Here is a 22,876-nt window from a genome sequence, read left to right as displayed (position 1 = left end):
TTCCTTTGCCGGGAATTGTGGGTGTTGACTTTTAATCAAATAAATCAATCGCTTACTCGTGGATCTTTTTTTCTTGGGGCGTCATTGGGGCAAAAAGGCCTTTTGATTGCATCTGCTCCCAGATCCTGACCGCCTCTGATTTGCTCGCCGAGGCGATCCACTTTCCGTAGACGGATTGTAACATTTCAAGGTCAGCGTGACCCATTTGCGCTGCAATATACGCGAGATTTCCATGCGACGTCAGGTTCCAACTAGCAAACGTATGCCTAAGTTGATAGAAGCGCCGGTATCTTACCCCGGCTCTCCTCATGATGTTGCTCCAGGCATGAGACACCCCGGCGGCGGTGAAGAACTCCTTGGCGTGTGGAACATGGGGGCCCGTCACCTTAGGCGTGAATACCGGCCTGATGCTCTGGCGCTCGATACGACCATTCATGTCCACATCTACCGACACCACAGCACGCATGAACGACAATGCCATCTGTGATCTGAGAGCTGCGATCACGGGCGGCTGCAGATCAACCTCCCGGGGCTCGTTGGTCTTGGGCAGTTTGAAATAGTCCGATTCGTTACTGATGTTCCTGCTGATGACCATTACCCCTTTTTCGAGGTCGATGTCCTCCCAGGCAAGAGCCCTCAGCTCGCCTGTTCTAAGGCCAGTATAGATAGCAAGGGTGATCATGTTTCGCTGCTGCTCGTGGGAGCAGGCTTCCAGCAGCCGGGTGTATTCATCAAATTCGAAAGGGTCTGCCGGTGAGGTTTTTCTGGTGGTGACGGGCCTCACTCCTCCCGTGAGTCTTGCTGCATCCGCAAGAAGGTTGTTCTTCTCGCACCAGCGAAGCAACTGCCTGAATCGCCCAAGGTAGGTGACGATGGAGTTGGGTTTGAGTGAGATGTGCAACTCATTGCGGATCAGCTCAATGTCCTTGGGCATCAGCGTTGAGACCTGTCGGTCCTTACCCAGGACATTGATGCACGCCTCAATGGCGAACGGGTAGCCATGACGAGAGGTAGGCTTCAGCATGGGTTTGTGCAGCCGCCAGAAATCCTGATAGGCCTCCCAAATGGTGACGTTTCTCCGGCTTCCTCCAAATCGAGTCAGTGCAGGGCTGTCAGGGAAATGATGTGCGTAACTGAAGGTGCCGATCGCAATCTCATGCTTGATGGTTGCCAGCTTGTTGGTGGCAAACTTCACGTTCGCCTTGGTGATGGGGAGGTCGAGGACCTCCCGGCAGCGTGCCCGTTTATAGGTGAAGGTGATGCGCAGCTTTTTGCCATGAACCTCCAATCCAGTGACTCCAGCCACTAGATCATCATGCTTGACTCGACCCACTTGTCATACTCCGCAACGTTGTAACGAATCTGGTTGTCCGGGGCTCGGCACCATACCCGCCCTTCCGGCCATTCTCCTTTCAAGCGCCGTCCTTCGGCGGCTTTTTCTGTCATGCCTGTCAGTTCGGCGAATAGCTTCGGCCTCACCCACCTGGCACATGGGTAGACGAATTGCTGCATCTGTTGGTCCTCATTAGTCTGGTAATTTCATCCCGGCCCGCTCGGTTGTAGAGGAAGCATTCCACCTGCTTCCTGCTGCTGACCGCCTGGTCAAGGCGGTACTCCCCGAACGCCGGGCGTTTGAGTTGGTGCTGGTTGGCCAGCCGGCCAATGGCCTGGGCACTTACCCCCAGCTCCTTGCCCAGCTCGGTGGCGCTCCAGAGCTGGCCAGCAACCCGGGGCGCTTCGATAGGCAGATCGAAGTGCGCCAGGATGCGGCCAATCTCGGCGAGCTTGGCTGAACGGGAAAGGGTGGGGGATCGCACGGTGCTGACCAGGTCGTTGAGTAGCTGGCTGTCCTGGTCGATGGTCAGTTGAAGTTGTTGCATGGCGTGGCCCTCCTGTTCCAGAGGATGGGGCGCCGATTGAGTTGAAGGAAGGGCCGTTATTGGAACTCAACGCTGAACGAATCAGCATCGAGCGATTCACCACACAGAGGATTATCTCCGGACATACCTCCCCTGGCATGAAGCTCGAACTCAAGCCACTCCTGGACCAGCTCATCTGACACTTCGTCAGGAACTGATGTGGTGAATGTCACCTGGATTTCACGCATTTCCATTCCCCATCAACGTCGCCGCCACGATGGCGGCCAGCACATTGAGCGCTAGGATCGCGATCCCGGCCGCCTTTTGTTTGGTCATGCAGCCTCCTCGTGTGGGATTGAGGTGAGGATCACCGGCTTGCCGAGCTTGATGGCCAGAGCGTGCTCTGCGCGTGCCCCTGCGCTGCGCTCCCAGCCAGGCAACATGACCAACTGATCGGCCATCTTGACCATCTCGATGCAGATGGCCATGTACTCGTGTTGCTCCAGCCCATTCGGCAGGATCACTGGGTTGAGCGCGATATGCCCGAGGACATTCAGGCGCTCGGCCTCCAGGTTGAAGGCGTCGCGGTTGAAGTTAGGCAGGCCTGACATGGGCCCGGCTATGTAAATTTTCGCCATGGTCAGCCCCCTAGGTCAGCAAGGGAGAACACGATGCCACGGCAGTAAGGGCCGCTGTCTTCGACCACTTCGAAGGTCTCGTGCGGGATCTCGGTGCTGTAGGTCCAGCTGTAATCTCCTTCCTTGGCCCATAGAGCCTCGATAGTCTTTGCCTTGCCCTTGCGGTAGTAGTAGCTGGCGCGCTCTTCGTCGGTGTCCAGATTGTCGGCGTCTTCCGGCAGCAGGCCTTCGGTATCCACGAGGGCGGTGCCGCCATCCCAGACGCCGAACTCATCGTTGATCGCGCCTGCGAACTCCATCAGGTCGTCGCTGGCGCCGTAGACGATGACCAGTCCGGCGTCCTTAGCCTGAGCCTCCAGTTCTTTGCTGATGCGAAGCGGGTAGCTTGCTCCATTCAAACGACCTGCCAGGTCCTGCACTTGCATTTCGATACTCATGGTTGGTCCTCAATGAAAAGCCCCGGGCTTGCCGGGGCTCTGGTTATGCCCGCCAGCCGCGGTACCCGATAAAGCCCGGTGCCAGCACCTGCCGGAGGGGCAGGACGGGGAGGTGGGCTATCAGGGTCTTGAGCTGGGGGTTATCGGGTTGGCTGTCGATGGTGACCCGGGCGCCGGGGTTGATGCGGATGTATCTGGCGCGGGTCTCTTCGGCTTCGGTGCGGGTCAGTCCGGGCTGGATGATGGGCTCTCGATAGCGCACGGCTCACCTCCTGATGGTATTGGTGCGGCAGGCAGTACCAGGGCCTCGGCCAGCAGGACGTATTCCCCCTCGTCGTCTTGCTCCATTTCGGCGCCGCAGTCCTGACCGAAGGAATCGCAGTGCCCGCCCAGGGTGTAGCGCTGGAGGGATGCAATGTCCGACATCAGCACCAGCGCGTCAGCCGGGTTCTGCTCCTGCATCATGGCGATCGGTTCTCCACGATCTCCCGTCAGGGCTGCCGCGATATGGGCGGCAAAGATCTTGTGCCCCTCGGAAATCTGCTGGCTCGGCGCGAACTCAATAGCATGCTCCACATAGGGGAGTGCGAGCTGGAGTGTGTCCAGCGCCCCCTTGAGTCGGCTCTGCACCTGGTCGTGCTGGACCTGCAGCTCGCGGTAGTCCTGCTCGGTTGGGGCTGGCGTGGCATCTGTCCACTCACTGTCTGGGTGGTCTAGTCGCTCACCGACAAGTCGCCGCCCACCTACTGGGCCAAACAACCCCTCTTCTGGGTAGTCAGCAAGATGCACATACACGCCCGCCGGCATGTCATCTCCATCGGTTGACTTGAAGGCGCGACGATAGAACAGAACAATTTCCGTCTCCAGCTGTTCGGGGTCCGTATCTCTGTCTGGGCTGCAGAAGTCAGCCAGCTCTACGAGATCCGCCGCGCTCAGGGTTATGCCTGTTTGATGCGAATCTTCCCCACTCACTGCATCCTCTATGCGCTCAAGGAAGGCATCAACGACAGGCATGTCGTCCGTGGTCACCCCGATGGCCGGGATTACCTGGGTTACCTCCTTCAGCAGGTCTGTCAGCAACTGGCAGCGGTCGGCCATGGCCACCATGCCGTCAGCCAGCGCCTGCTCGCGCTTGTGGTGGTTGGCAAGCAGCTCCAGCCGCGACTTGAGCGGGTGATCTGCCAGCACCGATCCGGTGGAGATGGCGCGCTCTATTGCCAAGCCGGTGCGGTTGCTCTTATCCAGTAGATCCTGCATCCGTTGCTGCAGCCTCTCCACATCAGAAAACAGCACATAGCGCCCGGTACTGTGGGCCTCCATGCACTCCCCAAACTCGCCGCGTTTGTCGCTCAATGTGCAGTTGAATCGCTTCACGATTTCTCTCCTTCCGCAAATTCGAGGGCGGCGGCCACCTCCGGCAGCAGCTCGTCCCAGGTGGCAATGGCGCCGTTCTGGTGCCAGCCGGCCACGCCCTGGCTGTTGTTCATCACGCCCACCACGCCATTCAGCGCTTCGTGCAGCACATCCCGTTGCTTGGTCATGGCGGCCAGCTTCTGCGCCGGGGTGAGGCCATGGGTGCGCTGCATGGTGATGGTGAAGGGGCCGGTTTCAGGGTGGTTGCCGCTCAGCTCCAGGTAGTTGGTGGCGCCGTTGGCCTTGAACTGTCCGGCGAACGATGCCGCCACCATCTGCAGCGCCATGCCTGACATGGAGATGTTTAGCCCGTCATTGGTGGTCATCTCGTTGAGGTAAGCCTGCTTGGCCACAAACTCGGCCAGGCTAACGCCCTCCAGCTCATCGGTGTCGTAGCCGTCCAGCAGGTTCCAGCAGGCGACCAGCCTCCTGGCATTGGCGGCGGTGACGGACTCGGCGACCAAGTGGCCGCCGTAGTATTCGACGGCATCGCTGCTGTTCATTTCGCGGACGGGGTGATCTGCCACTACCGCCCCTGAATGGCCTACCCGAAGCAGTCCCTTGGTGTGTTCGCTCATGCATCCCCCAGCATACTGATTTCGTCGTCCGTCAGGCCGGCAGCCCGGGCCTTGTCCATCACACGCAGGCGCTCGGCGTTGAGCGCGTCAGCGCGGCGATCTGCATCGTTGGGCTCGATGATGCTCACCGGCGCCAGCCAACTGCCGCGCACCTTCACGGCAGTCATCTTGCTGACGTTGGCGTCGCTCCCTTGGACACCCTTGCGTATGGCCATGCGTGCGGCTGCTGCGGGTGATCCGCAGACGTGGATCGGGTACTGATAGCCCCGCCCCTCGGTGAGGTCGGTGTTGGTGTAAACCACCCAGACGTCCTTGGTGTCGGTTATGGTGAGGTCGGTCATGCGGCACCTCCGGCAATGACTTTCCGGAGACCCTGCGAGTCGGGCGTACTGATGATGCCCCTGGTCTCCATGGCTTCAACAAGCCACGCTGCGCGGTTGTATCCAATCCTGAAATGACGCTGGATTGCACTGACAGAAGCCCTGCCGGATTCCGTCACGAACTCAACCGCTGGTTGGTATAGGGCGTCTTCTTCACCTTGCCGCTCTGTCTCAGGCAGGGATTTGCTAACCGACCGGCCGTCACACGCCTCCTCACCACCCAGGGCATTGAACAGGGCCGGGATGAACTGGGAGAGCTCGGCGGTCACCAGGGCGAAGTCGGCGTCCAGGCGGGCGGCCGGATCTTCGCTGGTGATGTCGTCGTTCTGCTCGCGCATGTCCTCGCTGAACTTGAGGCGCTTGATGGAGAGGTCGTCGCCCAGCACAAAGCTGAGGCGCTCACCCCAGTTCAGGGCCAACTTGGTGACCAGCTTGTCGTTGGCCAGGTGATTTTTCACCTCGTCGGTCATCAGGTCTTGCTGTTTGAAGCGGGCGATCCCGCCGTGCTCCATGGCGCTGCGTAGCTCGGATTCATCCTCCAGGGTGAAAGCTGCCGGCAGGTTTCCCTCTTGCAGCCACTCGGTCATGGTGATCTCGGGTGGGTTCTTGAGCGCCACCGGCACCACCGGCAGGCTGCCGATTGACTTGCGAAGCAGAGCCAGCACATCGTCCGCCTTCTTGGCGGAGGAGGCATCGACCATCAGCAGGCCGTTGGCCGGGTTGATCCAGGCGAAGGTGTTGGCGGTACGGCTGAATGCCCGGGGCAGCAGGGTGTGAAGCAGCTCCTCCTTGAGAGCCTCCTTCTCTTTCTTCTTGAGGGTGCGCCCCTGCTCGAACTCGATTGCCCCGACTTTCTCTGCCAGTTGTTCCTTGATGACGGCTGGCGGGATAATTTTCTCCTCCTTGCGAGCGCAGATGAGGATCTGTCCGTCGGCGGCATGGGTCAGGGTGCTGCCGAACTTGCCGAGCGGGCGGGTCCAACCGAAGCGAGACAGCTCCTGGCTGCCGCAGGGGGTGAAGGCGCATGCCTCCAGTTGGGTTTCCAGCTGTTCGGCGGTCAACTCGAACGGGCGGGTGAAACGGTAAACTTGAAGGTTTTTAAACCACATGGTCTGGGTCCTGTTGTTGGTTAGTTGCGGGCTTTCTTGGCCTGCAGGTCGTGGATCTTCTTGGCTGCGGCCTCGGCGGTTTGCCGGTCGCAGGTGATGCCGCCGGGCAGGATGAACTTGCCGGGCTGCTTGGGATCAGGCATGACGACGCCCAACCCGATGACTACTGCACCGCAGTAGGGGTTTTCCGTGGCTTTCATGGGGGTCCTCGACTTATCCACCGTTTCTGTGTGGCGGGCGGTGGATTGGTTGGGGGTATCAGGCCGCGCGCTTAGAGCCAATGCCGCGCACAAAGGGGATGCGAGGGGATGCACCAACCTTCATGGTGGGGAAGGCAATCAGGGCGCAACCGAAGTTGGCTCCGCTCTTTCTGGTTGCGCCATCTCGCTCGTAGAACTGATAACGGCCATCCGGCTCGTAGATGATCACATCCTCGGCCAGCAAGCGGCGCCACCATGTTGTCAGTGGCTCGTATGGCAGCAGCATCATCCCGGGCCTGCCATTGGCTTGCTGCTGGCGGGCCTGAGTGATGAACTCAGGTTTCAGGTCGAACGGCGGGTTACACCACCAGTGCTCTGGCCAGTCAAGGTTGAGGCTGTCGATGCCGATACAGACCGTGCCAGCCTGCTCGGCCTCACGAATCTGGGCTCGTACATCTTCCCGGGTGCGGTAGTCCAGCAATTTATCAAGCAGCAGGTGGCTGGTGAAGTAGCGGCTGCACTTGGCAGTGAGTGGTTCAGCGGCAACATCGCACTCGAAACGCCGACCATAGAGTGCTTGGGCATCTGCGAAGCACTCCCATGTTGTGGCCCAAAAGTTCTTGTCGCTGGCCGGTGTGCCGCTATCAATCAGGATCGCCATCAGCGCACCTCCTTGGGGTCGATGCCAAGTTGGCTGGCCAGCTGGCGGCGCTCTATCTCGTCGCGTTTTCGCTGGCGTTGTTGGAGTAGCGGTTTCGTCTTGCGGTCTTGCACCATGCCGCGGTGGCGGTAGAGGCTCATGCCGCCTCCTTGTGCTGTTCCGGTTGCCGACTGGCTGCAAACTGCTCCTCCCACAGCTTCACCTTGAGCTCGCAGGCATAGACGATCTGGCCGACCAGCTTCTGGCCGATCCCCTTCACCTTGTCCAGCTTGTTCCCCTGGTGGCTCATCACCTTGTAGAGGGTGTCGATCCCGGCCTCCTCCAGCGGCTTGATGGTGCGCGGTGGCAGGCCGCATTCATGGATGCTGACCGTCTTGGCCCATTCGGCGCGCGGCTGCAGGTGGGGGTGGCTCTGCTCCAGGGCCTCCTGCATGAAGGCGAAGATATCCTGGGTCATGTCGTCCGGGGCCCCTGCACCATAGGGTGTCGGGTAGATGGGGTTCATCCACTGGCTCAACATGACCGAGCAGCCGGAGCCATCGGATTTCATGGCGTGCAGCTTCCAGTTGAGGTCGTTGATGAGGTAGGGGAGGTTGGATTTCAGGCCGTGATCTACCAGGTAGACGTTCCAGAGTGTGCCATCCTCGCCCTTGTAGGTGTTGGCGAGGTGCTTGTGCCAGACCAGCTTGGCGGCGCGACTGCTCTCCAGCTCCATGATGACGGTGTGGCGGCGCTCAAGCTCGCGATCCTGCTCGTTGATGGCGCCCAGCAGCTCCTTGATGCGGCGCTCCAGCTTCAATACCTCCGCGCGGTAGGCGGCTTCGTTGCTCTTGTGCTTGGCGATCGCAGTGCGCTGCTCCTCCAGCAGCTCGTTCTTCTCCTTGATGCGGCGTTTCATGCCTGCCGGATCCATGGCGTTGAGGTCGGCCAGTTGACGCTCGAGCTGGCGGGTGGCGTACTGCAGGGCGCCGTACTTGGTCTGGACATCGTTCAGGATGCGCTGGGCCTTGTAGAGCTCGTCGGCCTTGGCTTCCAACCCGGTGGCGCCTTCTTGTCGTGCGGTAGTAATGCGCTGCTCGGCTTCGGCAACCTGCTGGCGCAGCTCGCTGACCAGGATGGCCTTGGTGAGCAGCTCGCTATCCCGCGCCTCCAGCTCACCGACTAGGGTGTTGAACTCGTTGATGTGGGCGTTGGCGGCCTCGCTGATCATGGTCAGGTTGGCAGTGAGCAGGCTTTCGAAGCTGCCAATGGCGGCCTTGGCCGGGCCATCCGGCATCAGCAGGATGTTGCGGATCTGGCTGGTGAGGGTGTTCAGCGCGAGACTGGTCGCCTCGCTGGGGTTCAGCGTGGTCATGGTTGGTCCTTTGGGAGTACAAAAGCCCCGTTGGTGGTGGGGCGAGGTGGTCAGTAGTTGATGGTCAGGTGGGCGATCTTGTTGTTGGCGATGTGCTTGATGAGGGTGACTGCTTTATCCTCTTCAATGCCCATACCAATCAGGTCCATCAAGATGGCACTGTTGATGCGCCCCTGGTGGGCGCGGTCGGCCATGCGACGGGCATCTTCTTCGTCTTTCAGGCGCTGTTCGTCGGCGATGCGCTGACGCTCCTGCTCGGCGGCGCGGGTGGCAGCCTCTTCCGCCTGGCGTGCAGCGTTGGCTTCGGCCTGCTGGCGGGCCAGCTCGGCGGCTTCGGAATCACGCCGGGCCTGCTCTGCAGCCTGCTGTGCCACCTGGGCTTGGCGTTGGGCCTCTTGCTCGCGGTGCTGGGCGGCTTCACGCTCCAGGCGCTGGCGATTCTCTTCCTCCCGGCGGGCTTGCTCCGCCGCCTGCTCGGCTATCAGGCGCTCGCGGTCGATGCGATCCTGTTCGGCCTGCTTCTGGCGCAGTTGCTCCAGCTCTGCCTGCTCGGCTTCGTACTTCTGGCGGGCTGCCATGGCCTCGCCGAGGCGCTTGGTTGCGAGCTCCTTGGCGACGGTCGCCTGGGGCAGCAGCTCTTTCCAGGAGTCGTCCAGGGCGTTCTGCTCGACCTCCTGCAGCATGACCTGCAGGTCGGCGGCGGCGATCTCGATGCTGGCAGAGGATCCCAGTTCATTGAGGCGGGCCAGTCGGGATTGCAGTGCTGCCACTCGGGCTTCCTCTGCCGCTTCGTACTGGGTGAGCGGGGCGCGCACCTCGTCTTTCAGGGCGTCCAGGGTGTCGCGGATCTGCTTGCGGTTGGCGTCGATGCGCTTGGGGATCTCCTTGAACTTGTCCGTTTGCTCTTTGCCGAGCCCGTCCAGGTAGGTCTTGGTGCGGGCGATGGCATGGGCGATGCTGGCGACCTCCTTGCGGCCCTTGGCGGTGGTGATGTCGGGCACCAGGCTGGTTGCCTTCTGGCGAATGTCGGCCAGCAGTTCAGCCACGCCCTGGCCCTCGGTGAACAGGGCGACGGCGGAGGTGGGTTCGATGACAACCAGTTGGGCCTGGGTTGTCTCTGTTTTGGCTTGTTCGGTCATGGCGGGTCCTTAGGATTGAAAAGGCCCGCTGTGAGCGGGCCTTGTAGGTTATTGCTGGGCGCTGTGCCCGGTACTGAGCTGCTTCTTGCGCTCGCCGGCGATCTGCTTGATACCTGCGATGATGTTCTGGTCGCCGGTTTCGTTGGCCCAGGTCCAGGCGGTGGTGTAGGCCTGTTGCCACTCAGCAGTATCACAGGACCCCTCGATGGCGGCGCAGTGATCGGCGTAGGCGTTTGAGTGGTCTACCCCGTTTGACTGTGGTTCAGCGTCAATAACGGCCGGGGATTCCTGCTGCTCGGTGGGAGCTGTTTGGCGGGCTGACTTGATGCGATCCAGTACGGCGCTGGTGCGGCTGGCTGGTTTGGCTGCTGGGACGCCGGTAGGCGCAGAATTGAGTTCTTTCTCCACCGGGTAATCTTCGACCTCTTCGGCCACCTTGAGACCCTTGAGCACGTCGGCAAACACATCGCGCAGCGCAAAGGCTCGGGCGCGGATGGAGAGCATCCGCTGCAGGTTCTTCTTGTAGGTGTCCTTGTTGAGGTGGCCAGCGAGGCGCGCATCCTCTTCCGAGAAAGTGCGGGTCTCTTCCGGTTCGCCACGGCGTTTGACGCTGCAGATGGCTGTCTTGGTGGCAGCGTCCCAGTCCTGCTTGATGTACTCGCAAAGGCCGGAGCCGCGCACCAGTGCTACCAGGGCGTCACCCCATACCGCAGGCACGTTGTTGATGACGGCGATATTTTGCAGGGCTTGCAGCGGCTTCAGGCCAATTTCAGATCCCCACTGGCAGGCGACCAGCACATCCCCGGCTTTCCCCTGATAGGACTTTGGCACGAGGTTGGAGTTGGCCAGCATATCTGCAAGCTGCATGGCCTCTTGCAGGTTCTGCGGCTCCATGAGGAATCCGCCCTTGTTTTGAGTGATGGTGGCAATGTTGTTCATGGTAACCCCTTAATTGACCCGGAACGTGCGGGAAGTGGATGGCTTGGTGTATGCGGCATAAGTGGCCGGGGCTGCTTTTTTGAACGCTGTGGAGTCAAAACGATTGGTGGTGACCGGCTTCCAGGTGGCCATGGTGGCGCCGTTGCGACTGAGCACCTGTGCCGAACCCATAAAGCTCTGGATCTGGCTATCCACCTCCTTCTTCTGGCTTTCCAGCTCGGTAATCGCCTCGCTGAGCTCCTTGCGCTCGATGATGAGCGATATCACCTCGCTGTCAGCCTCAACCACTTCCGCAGTGGCATCTTGATCCACAGCCTCAAGCTGAGCTGCCCCCTCCGGCGGCAGGTCGGCGATCACGCAGTCGAACCAGAAGTTGGTTGCTGCTTCAACCATTGCGGCGATCAGATCCTCATTGCGCGGAATGGTGTAAATCCGGTAGTCACGCCCATCGATGAGCACGGCCAAATCAGACTCTTGCCTTCCTGTCACCAGCATGTAGTGCTGGCACTGGAGCAGATAGCTCTCTGGCACTTCATCGCACTCGGTGATGAGGTTACCGCGCTCGTCGTAGACGTTGCCGGGGCCGAAACCAGCCTTCTTGGCGGCGAACCCGCTGGCGGTCTTGCACTCCAGTACCTTGTGCTCACCGACCATCCGATCAACGTTGCCTACCATCCAGGGGGCCACTTCTGCTTGGTAGTGGGTGTCATCGACTGTCACCAGCTGCCCGGTACGCTCGGCGTATTCATCGGCAACCACCGCTTCCAGTTTGTGCCCCCAGTGAATGGCGGGCTTGTCGGACAAGTCATCCGGGGTTTTGCGACCGGTCTTGATCAGCCAGAGGTCGAATGGTGTCTGATACTTGTTCAGGCCAAGGATGGTTCCGATCTCGGAACCTCCGATGCCGAGCCGGCGACGCAGGTGCCACTGCTCGTCTGGACTCAGGGCCGCTTGGTCGATGTCTGCCAGCAGCTTCTCGCAGTAGGCTTGGTGTTGCTGGCGCATTGTCAGTGTGTTGGCGGGTGCGTTCATGCTGGACCTCCTTCACCGCCAACACTGAAAGGCTCAATCTCTCGCCACATCACAACATCAACAGGCAGCCATACCACCTCTGTTTTTCTTGTTTGATAAGATGCCAACTGAAAGTGACTTCCGCTGTGATTCAGGCGACCTATGCGCTGACAGCCATCCCTGTGAAGCAGAAGGCAGTCAGTATATGGAACTGGTAAAACTCGTTTTTTACTCACGCTGCATTCCTCCTGTCTTGGTATTGCTCCCATTGCTCCTCGCTCATGGCGTCGTGCAGGGCGGCGAGGTGATAACCCCATGCTTCCTTGGCCAGGGCGGCCAGGGCGGCGTCCATCAACTGCTTGGTGAGCTGCATCAGCGGGGCGGGCTCGCCCTCGGTCATCAGCAGGAACATCGCCTGGTTGAGCTGCAGGCCCTGGTCGTGGTTCACCTCGGCCAGCAGGGTCGATAAGTCAGTTTCGAGCTGGCCGGCCAGCAGCAGGGGGCGGTTTGCTGCGGTCCACTCGGCGATCCACTCGGCCTTGGCGCTGGCCTCGGCTTCCTGGCTCTCCAGGAGGGCGAGCAGGGCGGTTTCGTTGGCCATGGCTACATCTCCATTTCACGACGGAGGGCGAGCGCTTCGTGATACTTCTCGATGGCGCGGCGGGTAGTGGCTTTGTTGCGGGCCATTCGCGCCTGTTCGGCGGATGGGGCGGCGTCTACGTGGTACTTGCGGCGGGTGGGTGGCACCATTGCGCCGCGAAAGCCCATCAGCTGGGCTTCGGTCAGTGGTTTCATGGTCTGGGTCCTGTGGTTGTAAAAACGAAAAAGCCCAGCAGTTGCTGGGCTTGGTCGGATGGTCTAAGTGGTGACTACTTGGGTTGGTATTTCTCGAAGTAGCTTGCCGCCAACTCTTGGCCTTTGGCTAGTTGATCTGGGGTGAGTCGCTTCGCGGCATTATCACGTGCATCGTGGGAGCTCCGCTCGCCATTTGCTGCAGCAACAGAATACCAAGCGTATGACTTCACATAATCCTGCGGTACCCCTTCACCTCGCGCATATCCTGCACCTAAGTTGTATTGCGCATCTGGTAAACCTTGCTCTGCGGCTTTTCGATACCAAGAGAAAGCCTTTTTGAAGTCTTGCCGCACACCTCGACCTTGGTAATGTATCACCCCGAGATTGTACTGCGCTTCGGCAACACCTTGTTCGGCGGCCTTGCTGTACCACATCAAGGCTTTGCTAAAATCCTGTTTTACTCCTTGGCCCTGATCGTACATTACGCCAATGTTGTATTGCGCTGAAGGAAAGCCTTGCTGGGCCGCCTTGTTATACCAGTCGAACGCCAGTTTTTTATCCTGCACCACAGTAGTGCCACTGGCATACATCCAACCAAGCTGGTTTTGTGCGGCAATCAAACCAAGGTCGGCTGCTTTTTTGAACCAGAACACGGCGGTTTTGTTATTTTGCGGAACGCCTCGGCCATCTTCATACATACCGCCTAAAAAGAACTGTGAAGTTGCATGGTTTTGTTCGGCTGCTTTTTGGTACCAAAATACTGCTTGCTTATCATCCTGAGGTACACCGTCACCAATGTCATAGCTAAACCCAAGGCGATATTGGTCGTCCCTACTGCCAGCCTCGGCTAGCTTCATAATCTTGGCGATGTCAGTATTATCTGGCTCTGCCTGCGCTACTGGCATAACCAGCAACGTCAACCCCAGCAACACCGCTCCTATCCAACCCCCTACTCGATTCATAACCCCTCCTTGTTTCGAAGGGGGCATTATGGATCTGTTTGGGGCGGCTGTCAGCCTGCAACCCCCTGATGCAAGGGGCTCCAGGCTGGCCACTGTTGCCAGTGGCCACCATTCACGTTCACGCACCGCCTTCCGGATTGAACGGGGTATCGGCGCATCCCTACCGGCATCGGGATTCGTGGTTGTGAGCCGGTTCCGAGTTGTTAAAGAGCGGTGCAATCCTGAATTCAGGCTGCAAGAAGCCAAGACACACTCGCGGTGTCTATTAAATGCGTCTTGGCTTGAGCCCTATGCGGGGGAGGGCTCGACCCTGTTATCAGATGGCGTTGCGGTGGAACTCGGCCCGCCAGTGGAGGAGGGCGCTGTGCTTGGTGATGCCGGCGGTGCGCTTCTGGGCAGCACGGGCGGCGACGATGTGGTGCTGCTCGGTGGCCATCATGGCCAGGTGCAGGCGCTGCTTGATGGCCCGGCGGCGAGCGGCGTTGCCGTTCAGGCGGTCGGCGATGGAGGCAACGATCTGGTCGGCGCGTTTTGCGGCCCTGGAAAAAATGCGCTTGGTCATGGTACATTCACTCCTGTTGGCGAGTTGGTCCTCGCTAATACCCACCTGACTATTCATATTCATGCTGGGTCCTGTTGCTGGGGTTGGTCCCCCGGCGCAATGACTGGGGGTGGTTCCCTGGTCCGTCAAAGCCCCGCCCTGTGCGGGGCTTTGTCGTTCTTCCGCGCTGGTCAGGCGCTTCACTACTGCCCTGGTTGGGGCTGGGTCCTGTTGCCGGGTGGCACTCAATTCTTTGCTGGCTTTTTACTCCGCCAGATCCGGAGGTTTGCCGGTTACGTCTCCGGCCCGGGCTCTCACCGTTCGTGTGGCATTACCCAAGACCTTCACCACGATTGGCCGCCTTCCACGCTGCCCCTTGTTGCTCCCGGCCTTGGTCGTTCTCTCAAGAGGACGATGTGCAAACTGTATTCTTTAGAGAACGATTGGTCAATACCGATCTCTAAAATAAACGATATTTTTTTTGAACAACAAAAAACCCGCCGAAGCGGGTTAAGGGGAGGGAGAGGAGAGGGGGGTTACTTGATCTCGTTGCGCCTCAGTTCTGACAACTTGCCAAGCACGATAGCCTCACTGGATGTGACCGTGCCAAGCCTTGGATCGTCTACACCGTAAACCCATCCATCAATCCCCGACATTGCCCTTAGCAGCCGCGCTTGATCATTCTTTTCGAGCCTGATCAGCATTACAGCACCCTCCTCTGGAGTGCGGTCAGCCAAGCTGAAGATGCAGATGTCACCGGCCACAATGCCTGATTTTGATAGGTGATCGTTTGTGGCCTCGATGGCAATGCTGTGGCTTTGGTTCTCTGCCACCACATACCGCCCGCTATTCATGTTCGGCAGCATATCTGTTGCCAGGTTCCCCACGTCATCCAAGGTCCAGACCGGCACTTTATCCGAATTGAACTGAATGTCGTTCAGCAGATCACCACTGCTGCGGCCGGTGTATAGCCATATGGGATCAACCTTCAGCACCCTGGCAATGGAAATCAGGGATGACACTCGCATTTCACGATTCGGGTTATTGATGGTGTTGCTAATCACGCTCTTGGATAAGCCGGTACGGCGCGCAAGCTCAGACATGCTGATGCCCAACTCTTGCAGCTTTTCCTCAAGGCGTTGCCCGAAAGTTTTCATCAATAACCTCTTGTTCTCTTTAGAGACTAAATTGTAATTCCTTGACTGATCACTTTGGGAGACGTTGAAGATTGACATCGTTCTCTATAGAGGACATCATTTGCATGTCACCATGCACAGGACCCAGACCAATGAAGAAACATGAAGTAATCGGCTATTTCGGCAATATGGCCCGCGCCATGAAAGCGATCGGTATTTCCCGCAGTCTTGCCGTGAAGTGGGGGGAGGTGATCCCTGCCCAGCATGCAGTCAGCTTTGTCATCGCCAGCAACGGCGAGCTGCGGCTGGGCCTGGAGGATTACCCCCTGCTCAAGGAGCAAGACCATTCTACCCAGCAGGCCGCCTGACCACCGGCCAGCTTTTCCACCCAACATAGAGGACCAACCCCATGGGAAGAGTATCGCTCCCCGATCATGAAAATATGAGCACCCGCTCCCCGCTGCGGGTGCGCGGCACCCCAGCTCAGCGCCAGGTATGGCAGGAAGTAGGCGCCGAGTGTGGCATGACCGAAACCGCATTTGCCCGCACCTCGCTGCTGATCCTGCTCCAGGCCATATCTCAGCACGAGCCCACCATATTGGCGAGGGCCGTTAAACGGGCCAATCGGAGCTTGCTGGAGCAGGGTTTTCCGCCCGTGACCGTCGAGGAGATCCTGGAGGGCTCCGGCCTGCCCGAGCGCGGCCTGCTCCAGTTCAGCCAAGAAGACGAGGCCGCCTACAACGAGGAGCGCCCGCTGCGCCCCCTGCAAAAACTCATCAACTTTGTCCTCGGGAGGTAACCCATGACCATGCAACACCGTCCGCCGCGCCCGGCATCCCAGCACGTCAGCGATCGCGACAACATCATCCTGAAGTCGGTCATGCACGAGCTGGCCCTAGCCCTCGACGAGCCGCTGATCTCGACCGCGCACGCCGCAGGAACCGATCGCCAAGCCGTTCGCCTTGCCCGCGAGCTGGAAGCCCGCACCCTGGAGCGTGCCGAAGCACAACCCAGCGCATAACCCTCTTTGGCCCGTCTCACCACCGGGCAGCAATACAACAGGACCCAGCAATGACCAATTCAACCATGGCCCATGGGGGCCACTCTTTGCCGCATGACCTCAACCACTGCCCGCTGTGCGGCTGTGAGCTGCGATCCGGCACTGACGGTTACACCTATGAGTGCCCCGCTTGCGAGTACGCCGAGCAGGAGGTGCTCCATGCGTAAGTCACAAGTCGCCTCAATCTGCCGCCACACCTTCAACCTGTTCGACGAGATCGTCGTGGACAACTTCGCCGGTGGCGGCGGGGCGTCTACCGGGATCGAGATGGCGCTGGGCCGCAGCCCGGAGATCGCCATCAACCACGACCCCGACGCGATCTCCATGCACACGGTCAATCATCCAGGCACGGAGCACTACTGCGAATCGGTTTGGGATATCGTTCCGCGCGATGTGGTTGCCGGCCGCCCGGTTGGGCTGGTCTGGCTGTCTCCCGACTGCAAGCACTTCTCCAAGGCCAAGGGCTCGACCCCGGTCAGCAAGAAGATCCGGGGGCTGGCGTGGGTCACCCTGCGCTGGGCCGCGACTGTTCGCCCTCGGGTGATTATGTTGGAAAACGTGGAAGAGTTTCAGACCTGGGGGCCGCTGCTGATCGATGCTGAGGGCAACGCTCGTCCGGACCCGGCCAAGAAGGGGCGCACCTTCAACAGCTTCATCAATGCCCTGCGCCGCCAAGGCTACAAAGTGGAGTGGCGTGAGCTGCGCGCCTGTGACTATGGCACCCCCACCATCCGCAAGCGCCTGTTCCTGATCGCACGCCGGGATGGCGCACCCATCGTGTGGCCCAAGCCGACCCATGGCGACCCAGCCAGTACAGAGGTGAAATCAGGCAAGCTGCTGCCATGGCGCACTGCTGCCGACATCATCGACTGGTCGATCCCATGCCCCAGCATTTTCCTCACTCAGGCAGAGGCCAAAGCCCAAGGGCTCAAGGTAAAGCGCCCCTTGGCAGAAGCCACGATGCGCAGGATTGCCAAGGGGGTGGAGCGGTTCGTCATCAATGCCGCCGAGCCGTTCATCGTGCCTGTAGACCACGCTTCAGCACTTTCCCCCTTCATCACCGAACATGCCAACGCCAGTAACCAGCGCAACATGCTGGCTGATGAGCCACTGCGCACCATCTGCGCAGAAGTGAAAGGGGGCCACTTCGCTCTCGTGGCGCCGGTTATTGCTCGCCAGTTCGGTAACTCGGTCGGCCAATCAGTGGAAGGCCCCCTGGGCACAGTCATGGCCAAGGCTGACAAAAGCCAGCTTGTGCTCGCTTCCCTTGCCAAACACTACACAGGCGTGGTGGGCGCAGAACTGACCCAGCCGCTGCCTACCGTGACCACGGTTGACCACAATGCGCTGGTGACCAGCCACCTTGTAAAACTGCGTGGTACCTGCCAAGACGGCCAGCCAGTGATCGAGCCCATGCCCACCATTACTGCTGGCGGGCTGCATGTCGGTGAGGTTCGAGCCTTCCTGCTCAAGTATTACGGGACAGATTCGACTATCCCCTGCTCTGAGCCTCTCCACACCGTGACCACCCGGGATCGCTTCGGTCTGGTCACCGTGCGCGGCGAGGATTACCAGATCGTCGATATAGGCATGCGGATGCTGGAGCCCCATGAGCTTTTCCCTGCTCAGGGGTTCTTGGATACCTATGTCATCGATCGAGACGCCAGCGGCAAGAAGTTCACCAAGGCCGCTCAGGTTGCCCGCTGCGGCAATGCAGTATGCCCGCCCGTTGCGGCTGCCCTGGTGCGCGCCAACCTACCAGAGATGTGCGCAGATGCGCAGGAGGTGGCCGCATGAGCGCCGTTATCAAATTCCCGGGGCCCAGTGCCCCACATACCCCCCCTCAGAAGGAGGCCCGCGTGGTCGCAGATCTTGATGATGGGTTCACCCGCACGGCAAACGAGATCCAGAAGGCCAAGTGCAGGCTGCGCATGGCTGGTCGCGAGCTCAACGTGCTTGATGCGGTGATCTACTCCACCTATGGCTGGAACAAGAAGCAGGACCGGCTCACGAATACGTATCTGGCCGAGCTGTGCGACATGGACCCGTCGGATGTGAACAAGGCTCTTCAGGTGTTGTCCCGTCGTCACATCATCACCCTCGAAAAGCACGGCCACATGAAGATCGTGGGCGTGAACAAAGTGGTGAGTGAGTGGGAATATTCCAGAGAAAAACAGGCGAAAACGCCTACCGCCCAAGAGAAAAATCCGGGTAAAAACACCCAAAAAAATCCGGGTAAAATCACCCAGATTTCTGGGTATTTTGACCTTTCAAACCAGGCGAAAACACCCAACACCCAAGACAGTCTTACCAAAGACAATAAAAACAAAGATCTTAAACCCTCTTCGTCGAAGAACGCTGACGCGCTCCTCGACGCCGGGGGCGATGAGTCGGTTTCTCCTCCCGCCGAGAAGGTCCGACCCGATGCCGCCGTGCAGACCCCGAGTGGAAAGTTCTGGGGTACCCAGGATGACCTGACGGCAGCCGAGTTCATTCACGGTAAGGTCTTGGTGGTGAACCCGACTGCCAAGGCCCCCAACTGGGCGCAGTGGGCGAACGAGATCCGCCTGATGCGGGTGCAGGACGGGCGAACCCATCACGAAATCTGCTCGCTGTTCAAATGGACCAACCTCGATCCCTTCTGGTCAGCCAACGTGCTGTGCCCCAAGACCCTGCGCAAGCAGTGGGACAAGCTCACCGCCAAGCGTGCCGGGGTGGTGCGCCAACCGGTGCGCGGCGACGAGTGGGATCTGACCAAGACCATGACCGCCGACAAGCTCAATCAGCTGATCCAGGAGGGGTACTGATGACCATGAAACCGTTGAGCGAGGTCCTGGCCAGCATGCCGAGCGAGATCCAGGCCGTGCCAGTTCGCCCTGTTGCCGCCTCCGTGACCGACCGGGATACCCAGGTGGTGAGCAAGTTGCTCGAGCAGCTCAAGGTGATCTTTCCTGCCTGGCTGCGTTCGTTTCCCACCCCGCAGGTGCAGGAACGAGCGCTTCGGGAGTGGACGGTTGCGCTGGTTGAGGCCAATTGCACCAGTCGTGATCAGCTGGCTCAGGGTATGCGGGTTGCCCGATCTCAGGGGATCCCGTTTTTTCCGAGCCCTGGGATGTTCATCAAGTGGTGCGAGATAACGCCAGAGTCGCTGGGACTGCCGACGCTGGAGACGGCGCTGGTCGAGGTGCGCACCCGCCGGTTTACCCATCCCGCGGTGGAGCTCGCGGCCAAGGCGACGAGCTGGGAGCGCCAGACCCTGGGGCTGGATGCCTACCGGCCAGTGTTCGAGCAGGCATACGCCCAGCTGCTGCGCCGGGTTGTCGCCGGGGAGGATCTGGGGGCCCAGGTGCGCAAGGGGCTGCCGACCAGAGAGCAGATCCAGCACAGCCCAGAGTTTTACCAACAGACCGGCCAGCGCGGCGTGGAAAGCCTGAAGGCGCTGTTCAAGCGGGGAGGGCTGGCCAATGTTCAATCCTGATGTGAGTGCCGCGGTCGTGGCTGCGAAGTTCTGCCGGGTGGTGATCTACCCCGCCGTGCGGGGCTGGTGCGGGGAGCGGGTGCAGCTCGAGGTGGCCGACGAGATCGATGCGCTGGGGCGCACCGATCAGCAGCGTGGCGCAGGGCATTGGCTGGTGCAGAGCATGACGCCGGAGCGAGTGGCGGAGGAAGCTGCACGGCTGAGAGCCGCGCCAGTGCTGGTGTTGCGGCATGGTGTTGCGTTTGGAGCTGTGGATAACTTAGAAGGGGAGGGCCTTGCCAACCAGTGACACAGGGGGTAGCGCCCCGTACCATTGCCAGTGCCGGACCTAGACCACCCGGCAGTTTGACCAAAGGACCCAGACCATGACCAAACCGCATACCCGAGATCTATCCATCGCGACCCAGTTGGGGCGCGTTATCGCCGTAATGAGCGACGGCAAGGCCCGCACCCTGCGTGACATCGAGCGCGAGTGCTGGAGCCGCTACGGCCACGCCGACACCCAGGCAGCCATCAGCGCACGCCTGCGCGAAGTCTGCTGCCACGGCTGGGTGAAACACGCCGACTGCCAGAACATCGACGGTAAGCAGGTGTGGCATTACCACCTGACCCCGTTCCCCACCACCGAGGCTGTTGCGGCCAAGGCGGTGGCTGCATGAGCCTGTTCTCCACCACGTTCTACATGGCGCGCCAGCTCGGCACCACACTGCGCTTGCAAGTTCGCCTTGCCATGCTGGCTGGCATGCGCGCCTGGGTTGGCCCCTCTCGCTCGGCCATTGCTATGAAAAACCGAAGCTGCCCAGTATCAAACCCGCGCAATGACCGGGCCGCACAGCGTCAGCGTGCCGCCACCAAGCGCCGCAACAAAGCCAAGCGGGGGTGAGCATGAGTTATCCCAAGTATTTCCTGCGCAATCCCGACATCCGCTCCCGGGCCAGTCAGTTGGTCGCAGGCCTGCCGGTTGACCAGGACAAGCCGCTGGTCATCGAGATCAAGGAGATGACCCGGAGCCTGGCCCAGAACGCCCTGTTCTGGGCTGTCATGACCGACATCGCCGAGCAGGTGGTCTGGCACGGCCGCAAGCTCGCCAAGGAGGACTGGAAGCACGTCCTCTCCGCCGCCCTGTACCAGCAGGACGTTGTGCCGAACCTCAACGGCAATGGCTTCGTGGTGCTGGGCAAATCCACTTCCAAAATGAGCGTTCGTGAAATGCGCGATCTCATCGAGCTGGCCCAGGCCTTTGGTGCCCAGCAGGGCGTGAAGTTCGGGGATGAATCCCGCCGCGGCTTTGACTGGGTGGCGGCATACGGGAGGGCTGCATGAGCAAGACCAAGGCTGATAAGCAGTGGTTGGACGATGTGAGCTCTCTTGGCTGCATCGCCTGCCGCAATGCCGGGTATGGCGGCACGCCTGCGGAAATTCATCATGTGCGCTCCGGGTCTGGCATGGCCCAGCGCGCTGAGCACACTCAGGTGCTCCCACTTTGTCCGCGGCACCATCGCGCCTGCTACCCCACCGGCTTCCACGCCGCCCCACGTTCCTGGCAACAGGAGCACGGCTGCGAGGAGGCCCTGCTCGAGCAGGTGGCCAGAGAAGTAGCCGAACTGCGCAAGAACACCATCGGGAGGGCGGCATGATCCACCTCTCCGCTCTGGATGCGGCCCGGCTGCTGGGTAACAGCCCCAAGGTTAGGAGCGCAGCTAACCAAGTGCGCAAGGCTCAACAAGTCACCACTCTGCGCGACAAGGTGCTGGCCCAGCTGGCCGGCTTACCTGACCCGGTCACCGAGCAGCTGTTCCACCCAAAGCGCAAATGGCGATTCGACTACGCCTGGCCGGCCAGCATGATCGCCCTCGAGATCCACGGCGGGATCCATTCCGGCGGCCGGCATACCAGGGGGAGGGGGTTCGTAGAGGACCGGGCCAAGATGAACGAGGCCATCTTGCTCGGGTGGACCGTGCTGGAGGTTACCCCGGAACACATCAAATCAGGCCAGTTGCGCGCCTGGCTACTCGCCGCTTTCAATCAGGACCCAGACCAGAGGACCAAACCATGACCCACGCTATCGAAATGGCTCTGCGCCTTTTCTCGCCGAAAGGTGCACTACATGAACCCTCGTCTGGTCGCTCCAGCACCCTGGGGAGAGAGGAGTTTCTGGGAGCCCTGCAGGTGGCCGCAAAGAGCAACCCGCAAGGACTCCAGTTTCTCATGGCTGACCACCTGGGGGACGAGCAGGCCCTGGCGTCGCTGCTGGCCCACTTCAGCGCCACGCTGGACAGCGACGAGGCCGGTGGCATGGCCATGGCTATCCTGCTGCGCCGTCCACTGCCAGAGCAGCTTGATCAACTGGTGCTGTCTCACCCGCACTATGACAAGGAGCGCCGCCGGGCCGCCGTGGTGATGGAGAAGGCCAAACGAGCTCACCGCGGTGGCAATGACCACGAGTACCAGCGCCTGCTGGCCGAGCGGAACGAAATCCTGCAGTTGGCACGCGACCACTGTGTCGCCGAGATGCTGCGGTCTGGTCGTTGTCCTCATTGCAAGGGAACCGGGGTCCGCCCCCGTAAGGGTGACGACTGCCCGAAGTGCCAAGGCTCCGGGGGTATCATAACGGACATGAGTATGGTGTCCTGGCGACTCGGCGAGCAGATGCGGCAGGCTGTAGAGCGCGCCGTTGATGAAGTGATTCACCAAGCGTCAGATCTAGCCAAGGTCATGGACCGGCAGGTGAGGGAAATGCGGGCTGCATGAGAAGATTTTTATCGCAGTTACGTGGAAAAAATCACGTTGTAACCGACGAACGTGGCGTTCGAAAGCCGTTGAAAAATAGACACAAAAATCGATGCGTAAAGTGAGCGCTGATGTTGGCAGCTCAAACTGCATCGTTTTCAGGTACGATTTAAACATCAACCGCGGTTGATTTTCGCTAGTGAATTGATCATTATTGAGCAACCAAAACGGTCAACTTTTGGTTGAGATTTTCGCGAGTTCTTTCGTGAAAAAAGGGCCCGAAGGCCCTTGGTGTTTACACTGGTATGTTAAGTGATTTGAGAACTTCTATCAGGATTTTGATTGCACTCAAAACCTTGATGATTTCCGGAAGCGCTCTACCGATAGAGGAAAATGCTTGTAACATTCCCACTCTATCTTCAGAAGGCCCTGCAGCTTGTAACTGTGGGGTCTTCG

The 22,876-nt window shown here is 60.0% G+C and carries 36 protein-coding genes and 1 pseudogene; 14 read left to right on the top strand and 23 right to left on the bottom strand.

The annotated features are described in order from the left end of the window. Window positions 1-52: 52 nt before the first annotated feature. From G4923_RS06595 to G4923_RS06490, 23 genes and pseudogenes are all read right to left on the bottom strand, one after another. A complete protein-coding gene (locus G4923_RS06595) occupies window positions 53-1,306 on the bottom strand; it encodes a site-specific integrase (protein ID WP_163136234.1) in 1,254 nt (417 codons plus the stop codon). Window positions 1,307-1,475: 169 nt separating this feature from the next. Next, window positions 1,476-1,880, bottom strand: coding sequence for a hypothetical protein (locus tag G4923_RS06590; protein ID WP_106887178.1), 405 nt, complete (start codon window positions 1,878-1,880; stop codon window positions 1,476-1,478). 56 nt (window positions 1,881-1,936) lie between these two features. Further along, entirely contained in the window at window positions 1,937-2,107 is a 171-nt protein-coding gene (locus G4923_RS06585) for a hypothetical protein (protein ID WP_159392322.1), read from the bottom strand. 84 nt (window positions 2,108-2,191) lie between these two features. Then, entirely contained in the window at window positions 2,192-2,497 is a 306-nt protein-coding gene (locus G4923_RS06580) for a DUF4406 domain-containing protein (protein WP_106887177.1), read from the bottom strand. A gap of 2 nt (window positions 2,498-2,499) precedes the next feature. Next, window positions 2,500-2,934 (bottom strand): hypothetical protein, encoded by a 435-nt coding sequence (locus G4923_RS06575; protein ID WP_205597060.1) that lies wholly within the window; start codon window positions 2,932-2,934, stop codon window positions 2,500-2,502. 43 nt (window positions 2,935-2,977) lie between these two features. Next, window positions 2,978-3,196 (bottom strand): hypothetical protein, encoded by a 219-nt coding sequence (locus G4923_RS06570; protein ID WP_106887175.1) that lies wholly within the window; start codon window positions 3,194-3,196, stop codon window positions 2,978-2,980. Continuing rightward, window positions 3,160-4,308 (bottom strand): hypothetical protein, encoded by a 1,149-nt coding sequence (locus G4923_RS06565; protein ID WP_163136232.1) that lies wholly within the window; start codon window positions 4,306-4,308, stop codon window positions 3,160-3,162. Before G4923_RS06565 ends, G4923_RS06570 begins: the two co-directional genes overlap by 37 nt. Next, on the bottom strand, window positions 4,305-4,925 hold the full coding sequence (locus G4923_RS06560) for a hypothetical protein (protein WP_163136230.1): 621 nt from the start codon (window positions 4,923-4,925) through the stop codon (window positions 4,305-4,307). Before G4923_RS06560 ends, G4923_RS06565 begins: the two co-directional genes overlap by 4 nt. Next, window positions 4,922-5,266, bottom strand: coding sequence for a hypothetical protein (locus tag G4923_RS06555; RefSeq protein WP_163136228.1), 345 nt, complete (start codon window positions 5,264-5,266; stop codon window positions 4,922-4,924). Before G4923_RS06555 ends, G4923_RS06560 begins: the two co-directional genes overlap by 4 nt. Then, on the bottom strand, window positions 5,263-5,484 hold the full coding sequence (locus G4923_RS21355; RefSeq protein WP_276208945.1) for a DNA translocase FtsK: 222 nt from the start codon (window positions 5,482-5,484) through the stop codon (window positions 5,263-5,265). Before G4923_RS21355 ends, G4923_RS06555 begins: the two co-directional genes overlap by 4 nt. A 30-nt stretch (window positions 5,485-5,514) precedes the next feature. Then, a pseudogene (gene rdgC / locus G4923_RS06550) lies at window positions 5,515-6,414 on the bottom strand (recombination-associated protein RdgC); the annotation flags it as partial. 20 nt (window positions 6,415-6,434) lie between these two features. Continuing rightward, complete coding sequence (locus G4923_RS06545; protein ID WP_109422291.1) at window positions 6,435-6,614, bottom strand: hypothetical protein; 180 nt, start codon at window positions 6,612-6,614, stop codon at window positions 6,435-6,437. 58 nt (window positions 6,615-6,672) lie between these two features. Then, on the bottom strand, window positions 6,673-7,275 hold the full coding sequence (locus tag G4923_RS06540; RefSeq protein WP_118880980.1) for a DNA N-6-adenine-methyltransferase: 603 nt from the start codon (window positions 7,273-7,275) through the stop codon (window positions 6,673-6,675). Then, on the bottom strand, window positions 7,275-7,415 hold the full coding sequence (locus G4923_RS06535; protein ID WP_162901894.1) for a hypothetical protein: 141 nt from the start codon (window positions 7,413-7,415) through the stop codon (window positions 7,275-7,277). Before G4923_RS06535 ends, G4923_RS06540 begins: the two co-directional genes overlap by 1 nt. After that, window positions 7,412-8,629 (bottom strand): hypothetical protein, encoded by a 1,218-nt coding sequence (locus G4923_RS06530; protein ID WP_163136121.1) that lies wholly within the window; start codon window positions 8,627-8,629, stop codon window positions 7,412-7,414. The genes G4923_RS06535 and G4923_RS06530 overlap by 4 nt, the downstream gene beginning before the upstream one ends. Before the next feature lie 50 nt (window positions 8,630-8,679). Then, entirely contained in the window at window positions 8,680-9,768 is a 1,089-nt protein-coding gene (locus tag G4923_RS06525; RefSeq protein ID WP_163136224.1) for a coiled-coil domain-containing protein, read from the bottom strand. 48 nt (window positions 9,769-9,816) lie between these two features. Then, window positions 9,817-10,707 carry a hypothetical protein gene (locus G4923_RS06520; protein WP_163136222.1) on the bottom strand — a complete coding sequence of 297 codons (891 nt, stop codon included), beginning with the start codon at window positions 10,705-10,707 and terminating at the stop codon, window positions 9,817-9,819. A 9-nt stretch (window positions 10,708-10,716) separates the two neighbouring features. Beyond that, window positions 10,717-11,739 (bottom strand): YqaJ viral recombinase family nuclease, encoded by a 1,023-nt coding sequence (locus tag G4923_RS06515; protein ID WP_163136220.1) that lies wholly within the window; start codon window positions 11,737-11,739, stop codon window positions 10,717-10,719. Window positions 11,740-11,950: 211 nt separating this feature from the next. Then, window positions 11,951-12,319, bottom strand: a complete 369-nt coding sequence (locus tag G4923_RS06510) for a hypothetical protein (RefSeq protein WP_163136218.1) — start codon at window positions 12,317-12,319, stop codon at window positions 11,951-11,953. A gap of 2 nt (window positions 12,320-12,321) precedes the next feature. After that, window positions 12,322-12,513 (bottom strand): hypothetical protein, encoded by a 192-nt coding sequence (locus G4923_RS06505; RefSeq protein ID WP_163136216.1) that lies wholly within the window; start codon window positions 12,511-12,513, stop codon window positions 12,322-12,324. A 74-nt stretch (window positions 12,514-12,587) separates the two neighbouring features. After that, window positions 12,588-13,475, bottom strand: a complete 888-nt coding sequence (locus G4923_RS06500) for a tetratricopeptide repeat protein (protein ID WP_163136214.1) — start codon at window positions 13,473-13,475, stop codon at window positions 12,588-12,590. A gap of 316 nt (window positions 13,476-13,791) precedes the next feature. Next, window positions 13,792-14,037: a hypothetical protein gene (locus G4923_RS06495; RefSeq protein WP_163136212.1), complete on the bottom strand. Its 246-nt coding sequence runs from the start codon at window positions 14,035-14,037 to the stop codon at window positions 13,792-13,794. Window positions 14,038-14,552: 515 nt separating this feature from the next. Further along, window positions 14,553-15,251, bottom strand: a complete 699-nt coding sequence (locus G4923_RS06490) for a helix-turn-helix domain-containing protein (protein WP_235680071.1) — start codon at window positions 15,249-15,251, stop codon at window positions 14,553-14,555. Window positions 15,252-15,304: 53 nt separating this feature from the next. Here G4923_RS06490 and G4923_RS06485 point away from each other — a divergent pair, with 53 nt between their 5' ends. The 14 genes from G4923_RS06485 to G4923_RS06420 all read left to right on the top strand — a co-directional run bounded on the left by G4923_RS06485 (window position 15,305) and on the right by G4923_RS06420 (window position 22,441). Further along, a complete protein-coding gene (locus tag G4923_RS06485; RefSeq protein ID WP_064339872.1) occupies window positions 15,305-15,520 on the top strand; it encodes a Cro/CI family transcriptional regulator in 216 nt (71 codons plus the stop codon). 41 nt (window positions 15,521-15,561) lie between these two features. Beyond that, window positions 15,562-15,951, top strand: coding sequence for a hypothetical protein (locus G4923_RS06480; protein ID WP_043129255.1), 390 nt, complete (start codon window positions 15,562-15,564; stop codon window positions 15,949-15,951). 3 nt (window positions 15,952-15,954) lie between these two features. After that, window positions 15,955-16,173: a hypothetical protein gene (locus G4923_RS06475; RefSeq protein WP_043129254.1), complete on the top strand. Its 219-nt coding sequence runs from the start codon at window positions 15,955-15,957 to the stop codon at window positions 16,171-16,173. Between the two features lie 50 nt (window positions 16,174-16,223). Beyond that, the gene (locus G4923_RS06470) at window positions 16,224-16,379 is read left to right on the top strand and encodes a hypothetical protein (protein ID WP_163136210.1); all 156 of its coding nucleotides are present in this window, start codon (window positions 16,224-16,226) and stop codon (window positions 16,377-16,379) included. After that, complete coding sequence (locus tag G4923_RS06465; RefSeq protein WP_163136208.1) at window positions 16,372-18,009, top strand: DNA cytosine methyltransferase; 1,638 nt, start codon at window positions 16,372-16,374, stop codon at window positions 18,007-18,009. The genes G4923_RS06470 and G4923_RS06465 overlap by 8 nt, the downstream gene beginning before the upstream one ends. Then, window positions 18,006-19,019, top strand: coding sequence for a replication protein (locus G4923_RS06460; protein WP_163136206.1), 1,014 nt, complete (start codon window positions 18,006-18,008; stop codon window positions 19,017-19,019). The genes G4923_RS06465 and G4923_RS06460 overlap by 4 nt, the downstream gene beginning before the upstream one ends. Beyond that, on the top strand, window positions 19,019-19,690 hold the full coding sequence (locus G4923_RS06455) for a replication protein P (RefSeq protein ID WP_163136204.1): 672 nt from the start codon (window positions 19,019-19,021) through the stop codon (window positions 19,688-19,690). Before G4923_RS06460 ends, G4923_RS06455 begins: the two co-directional genes overlap by 1 nt. After that, the gene (locus tag G4923_RS06450; RefSeq protein ID WP_163136202.1) at window positions 19,677-19,979 is read left to right on the top strand and encodes a hypothetical protein; all 303 of its coding nucleotides are present in this window, start codon (window positions 19,677-19,679) and stop codon (window positions 19,977-19,979) included. The genes G4923_RS06455 and G4923_RS06450 overlap by 14 nt, the downstream gene beginning before the upstream one ends. Before the next feature lie 76 nt (window positions 19,980-20,055). Further along, entirely contained in the window at window positions 20,056-20,349 is a 294-nt protein-coding gene (locus tag G4923_RS06445; RefSeq protein ID WP_163136200.1) for a hypothetical protein, read from the top strand. Continuing rightward, the gene (locus G4923_RS06440; RefSeq protein ID WP_163136198.1) at window positions 20,346-20,573 is read left to right on the top strand and encodes a hypothetical protein; all 228 of its coding nucleotides are present in this window, start codon (window positions 20,346-20,348) and stop codon (window positions 20,571-20,573) included. Before G4923_RS06445 ends, G4923_RS06440 begins: the two co-directional genes overlap by 4 nt. A 2-nt stretch (window positions 20,574-20,575) precedes the next feature. Then, window positions 20,576-21,013, top strand: a complete 438-nt coding sequence (locus tag G4923_RS06435; protein WP_163136196.1) for a recombination protein NinB — start codon at window positions 20,576-20,578, stop codon at window positions 21,011-21,013. Continuing rightward, the gene (locus G4923_RS06430) at window positions 21,010-21,327 is read left to right on the top strand and encodes a Ref family recombination enhancement nuclease (protein ID WP_163136193.1); all 318 of its coding nucleotides are present in this window, start codon (window positions 21,010-21,012) and stop codon (window positions 21,325-21,327) included. The genes G4923_RS06435 and G4923_RS06430 overlap by 4 nt, the downstream gene beginning before the upstream one ends. Continuing rightward, window positions 21,324-21,746, top strand: coding sequence for a hypothetical protein (locus G4923_RS06425; protein WP_163136191.1), 423 nt, complete (start codon window positions 21,324-21,326; stop codon window positions 21,744-21,746). The genes G4923_RS06430 and G4923_RS06425 overlap by 4 nt, the downstream gene beginning before the upstream one ends. Continuing rightward, window positions 21,743-22,441, top strand: coding sequence for a TIGR02642 family protein (locus G4923_RS06420; protein WP_163136189.1), 699 nt, complete (start codon window positions 21,743-21,745; stop codon window positions 22,439-22,441). Before G4923_RS06425 ends, G4923_RS06420 begins: the two co-directional genes overlap by 4 nt. Window positions 22,442-22,876 lie beyond the last annotated feature (435 nt).

The organism is Aeromonas rivipollensis, from assembly GCF_010974825.1.
GTDB classification, from domain to species: Bacteria; Pseudomonadota; Gammaproteobacteria; order Enterobacterales; family Aeromonadaceae; genus Aeromonas; species Aeromonas rivipollensis.
This window is presented reverse-complemented; position numbering and strand designations above follow the sequence as displayed.

What these genes read in the sequence shown, in the direction of transcription:
- G4923_RS06580 (WP_106887177.1), bottom strand. Translation starts at nt 2,497, where the DNA reads ATGGCGAAAATTTACATAGCCGGGCCCATGTCAGGCCTGCCTAACTTC.
- G4923_RS06555 (WP_163136228.1), bottom strand. Translation starts at nt 5,266, where the DNA reads ATGACCGACCTCACCATAACCGACACCAAGGACGTCTGGGTGGTTTAC.
- G4923_RS06495 (WP_163136212.1), bottom strand. Translation starts at nt 14,037, where the DNA reads ATGACCAAGCGCATTTTTTCCAGGGCCGCAAAACGCGCCGACCAGATC.
- G4923_RS06535 (WP_162901894.1), bottom strand. Translation starts at nt 7,415, where the DNA reads ATGAGCCTCTACCGCCACCGCGGCATGGTGCAAGACCGCAAGACGAAA.
- G4923_RS06575 (WP_205597060.1), bottom strand. Translation starts at nt 2,934, where the DNA reads ATGAGTATCGAAATGCAAGTGCAGGACCTGGCAGGTCGTTTGAATGGA.
- G4923_RS06430 (WP_163136193.1), top strand. Translation starts at nt 21,010, where the DNA reads ATGAGCAAGACCAAGGCTGATAAGCAGTGGTTGGACGATGTGAGCTCT.
- G4923_RS06540 (WP_118880980.1), bottom strand. Translation starts at nt 7,275, where the DNA reads ATGGCGATCCTGATTGATAGCGGCACACCGGCCAGCGACAAGAACTTT.
- G4923_RS06420 (WP_163136189.1), top strand. Translation starts at nt 21,743, where the DNA reads ATGACCCACGCTATCGAAATGGCTCTGCGCCTTTTCTCGCCGAAAGGT.
- G4923_RS06475 (WP_043129254.1), top strand. Translation starts at nt 15,955, where the DNA reads ATGACCATGCAACACCGTCCGCCGCGCCCGGCATCCCAGCACGTCAGC.
- G4923_RS06480 (WP_043129255.1), top strand. Translation starts at nt 15,562, where the DNA reads ATGGGAAGAGTATCGCTCCCCGATCATGAAAATATGAGCACCCGCTCC.
- G4923_RS06590 (WP_106887178.1), bottom strand. Translation starts at nt 1,880, where the DNA reads ATGCAACAACTTCAACTGACCATCGACCAGGACAGCCAGCTACTCAAC.
- G4923_RS06485 (WP_064339872.1), top strand. Translation starts at nt 15,305, where the DNA reads ATGAAGAAACATGAAGTAATCGGCTATTTCGGCAATATGGCCCGCGCC.
- G4923_RS06560 (WP_163136230.1), bottom strand. Translation starts at nt 4,925, where the DNA reads ATGAGCGAACACACCAAGGGACTGCTTCGGGTAGGCCATTCAGGGGCG.
- G4923_RS06530 (WP_163136121.1), bottom strand. Translation starts at nt 8,629, where the DNA reads ATGACCACGCTGAACCCCAGCGAGGCGACCAGTCTCGCGCTGAACACC.
- G4923_RS06525 (WP_163136224.1), bottom strand. Translation starts at nt 9,768, where the DNA reads ATGACCGAACAAGCCAAAACAGAGACAACCCAGGCCCAACTGGTTGTC.
- G4923_RS06435 (WP_163136196.1), top strand. Translation starts at nt 20,576, where the DNA reads ATGAGTTATCCCAAGTATTTCCTGCGCAATCCCGACATCCGCTCCCGG.
- G4923_RS06465 (WP_163136208.1), top strand. Translation starts at nt 16,372, where the DNA reads ATGCGTAAGTCACAAGTCGCCTCAATCTGCCGCCACACCTTCAACCTG.
- G4923_RS06520 (WP_163136222.1), bottom strand. Translation starts at nt 10,707, where the DNA reads ATGAACAACATTGCCACCATCACTCAAAACAAGGGCGGATTCCTCATG.
- G4923_RS06510 (WP_163136218.1), bottom strand. Translation starts at nt 12,319, where the DNA reads ATGGCCAACGAAACCGCCCTGCTCGCCCTCCTGGAGAGCCAGGAAGCC.
- G4923_RS06505 (WP_163136216.1), bottom strand. Translation starts at nt 12,513, where the DNA reads ATGAAACCACTGACCGAAGCCCAGCTGATGGGCTTTCGCGGCGCAATG.
- G4923_RS06460 (WP_163136206.1), top strand. Translation starts at nt 18,006, where the DNA reads ATGAGCGCCGTTATCAAATTCCCGGGGCCCAGTGCCCCACATACCCCC.
- G4923_RS06515 (WP_163136220.1), bottom strand. Translation starts at nt 11,739, where the DNA reads ATGAACGCACCCGCCAACACACTGACAATGCGCCAGCAACACCAAGCC.
- G4923_RS06450 (WP_163136202.1), top strand. Translation starts at nt 19,677, where the DNA reads ATGTTCAATCCTGATGTGAGTGCCGCGGTCGTGGCTGCGAAGTTCTGC.
- G4923_RS06500 (WP_163136214.1), bottom strand. Translation starts at nt 13,475, where the DNA reads ATGAATCGAGTAGGGGGTTGGATAGGAGCGGTGTTGCTGGGGTTGACG.
- G4923_RS06585 (WP_159392322.1), bottom strand. Translation starts at nt 2,107, where the DNA reads ATGCGTGAAATCCAGGTGACATTCACCACATCAGTTCCTGACGAAGTG.
- G4923_RS06545 (WP_109422291.1), bottom strand. Translation starts at nt 6,614, where the DNA reads ATGAAAGCCACGGAAAACCCCTACTGCGGTGCAGTAGTCATCGGGTTG.
- G4923_RS06440 (WP_163136198.1), top strand. Translation starts at nt 20,346, where the DNA reads ATGAGCCTGTTCTCCACCACGTTCTACATGGCGCGCCAGCTCGGCACC.
- G4923_RS06425 (WP_163136191.1), top strand. Translation starts at nt 21,324, where the DNA reads ATGATCCACCTCTCCGCTCTGGATGCGGCCCGGCTGCTGGGTAACAGC.
- G4923_RS06455 (WP_163136204.1), top strand. Translation starts at nt 19,019, where the DNA reads ATGACCATGAAACCGTTGAGCGAGGTCCTGGCCAGCATGCCGAGCGAG.
- G4923_RS06470 (WP_163136210.1), top strand. Translation starts at nt 16,224, where the DNA reads ATGACCAATTCAACCATGGCCCATGGGGGCCACTCTTTGCCGCATGAC.
- G4923_RS06445 (WP_163136200.1), top strand. Translation starts at nt 20,056, where the DNA reads ATGACCAAACCGCATACCCGAGATCTATCCATCGCGACCCAGTTGGGG.
- G4923_RS06490 (WP_235680071.1), bottom strand. Translation starts at nt 15,251, where the DNA reads ATGTCAATCTTCAACGTCTCCCAAAGTGATCAGTCAAGGAATTACAAT.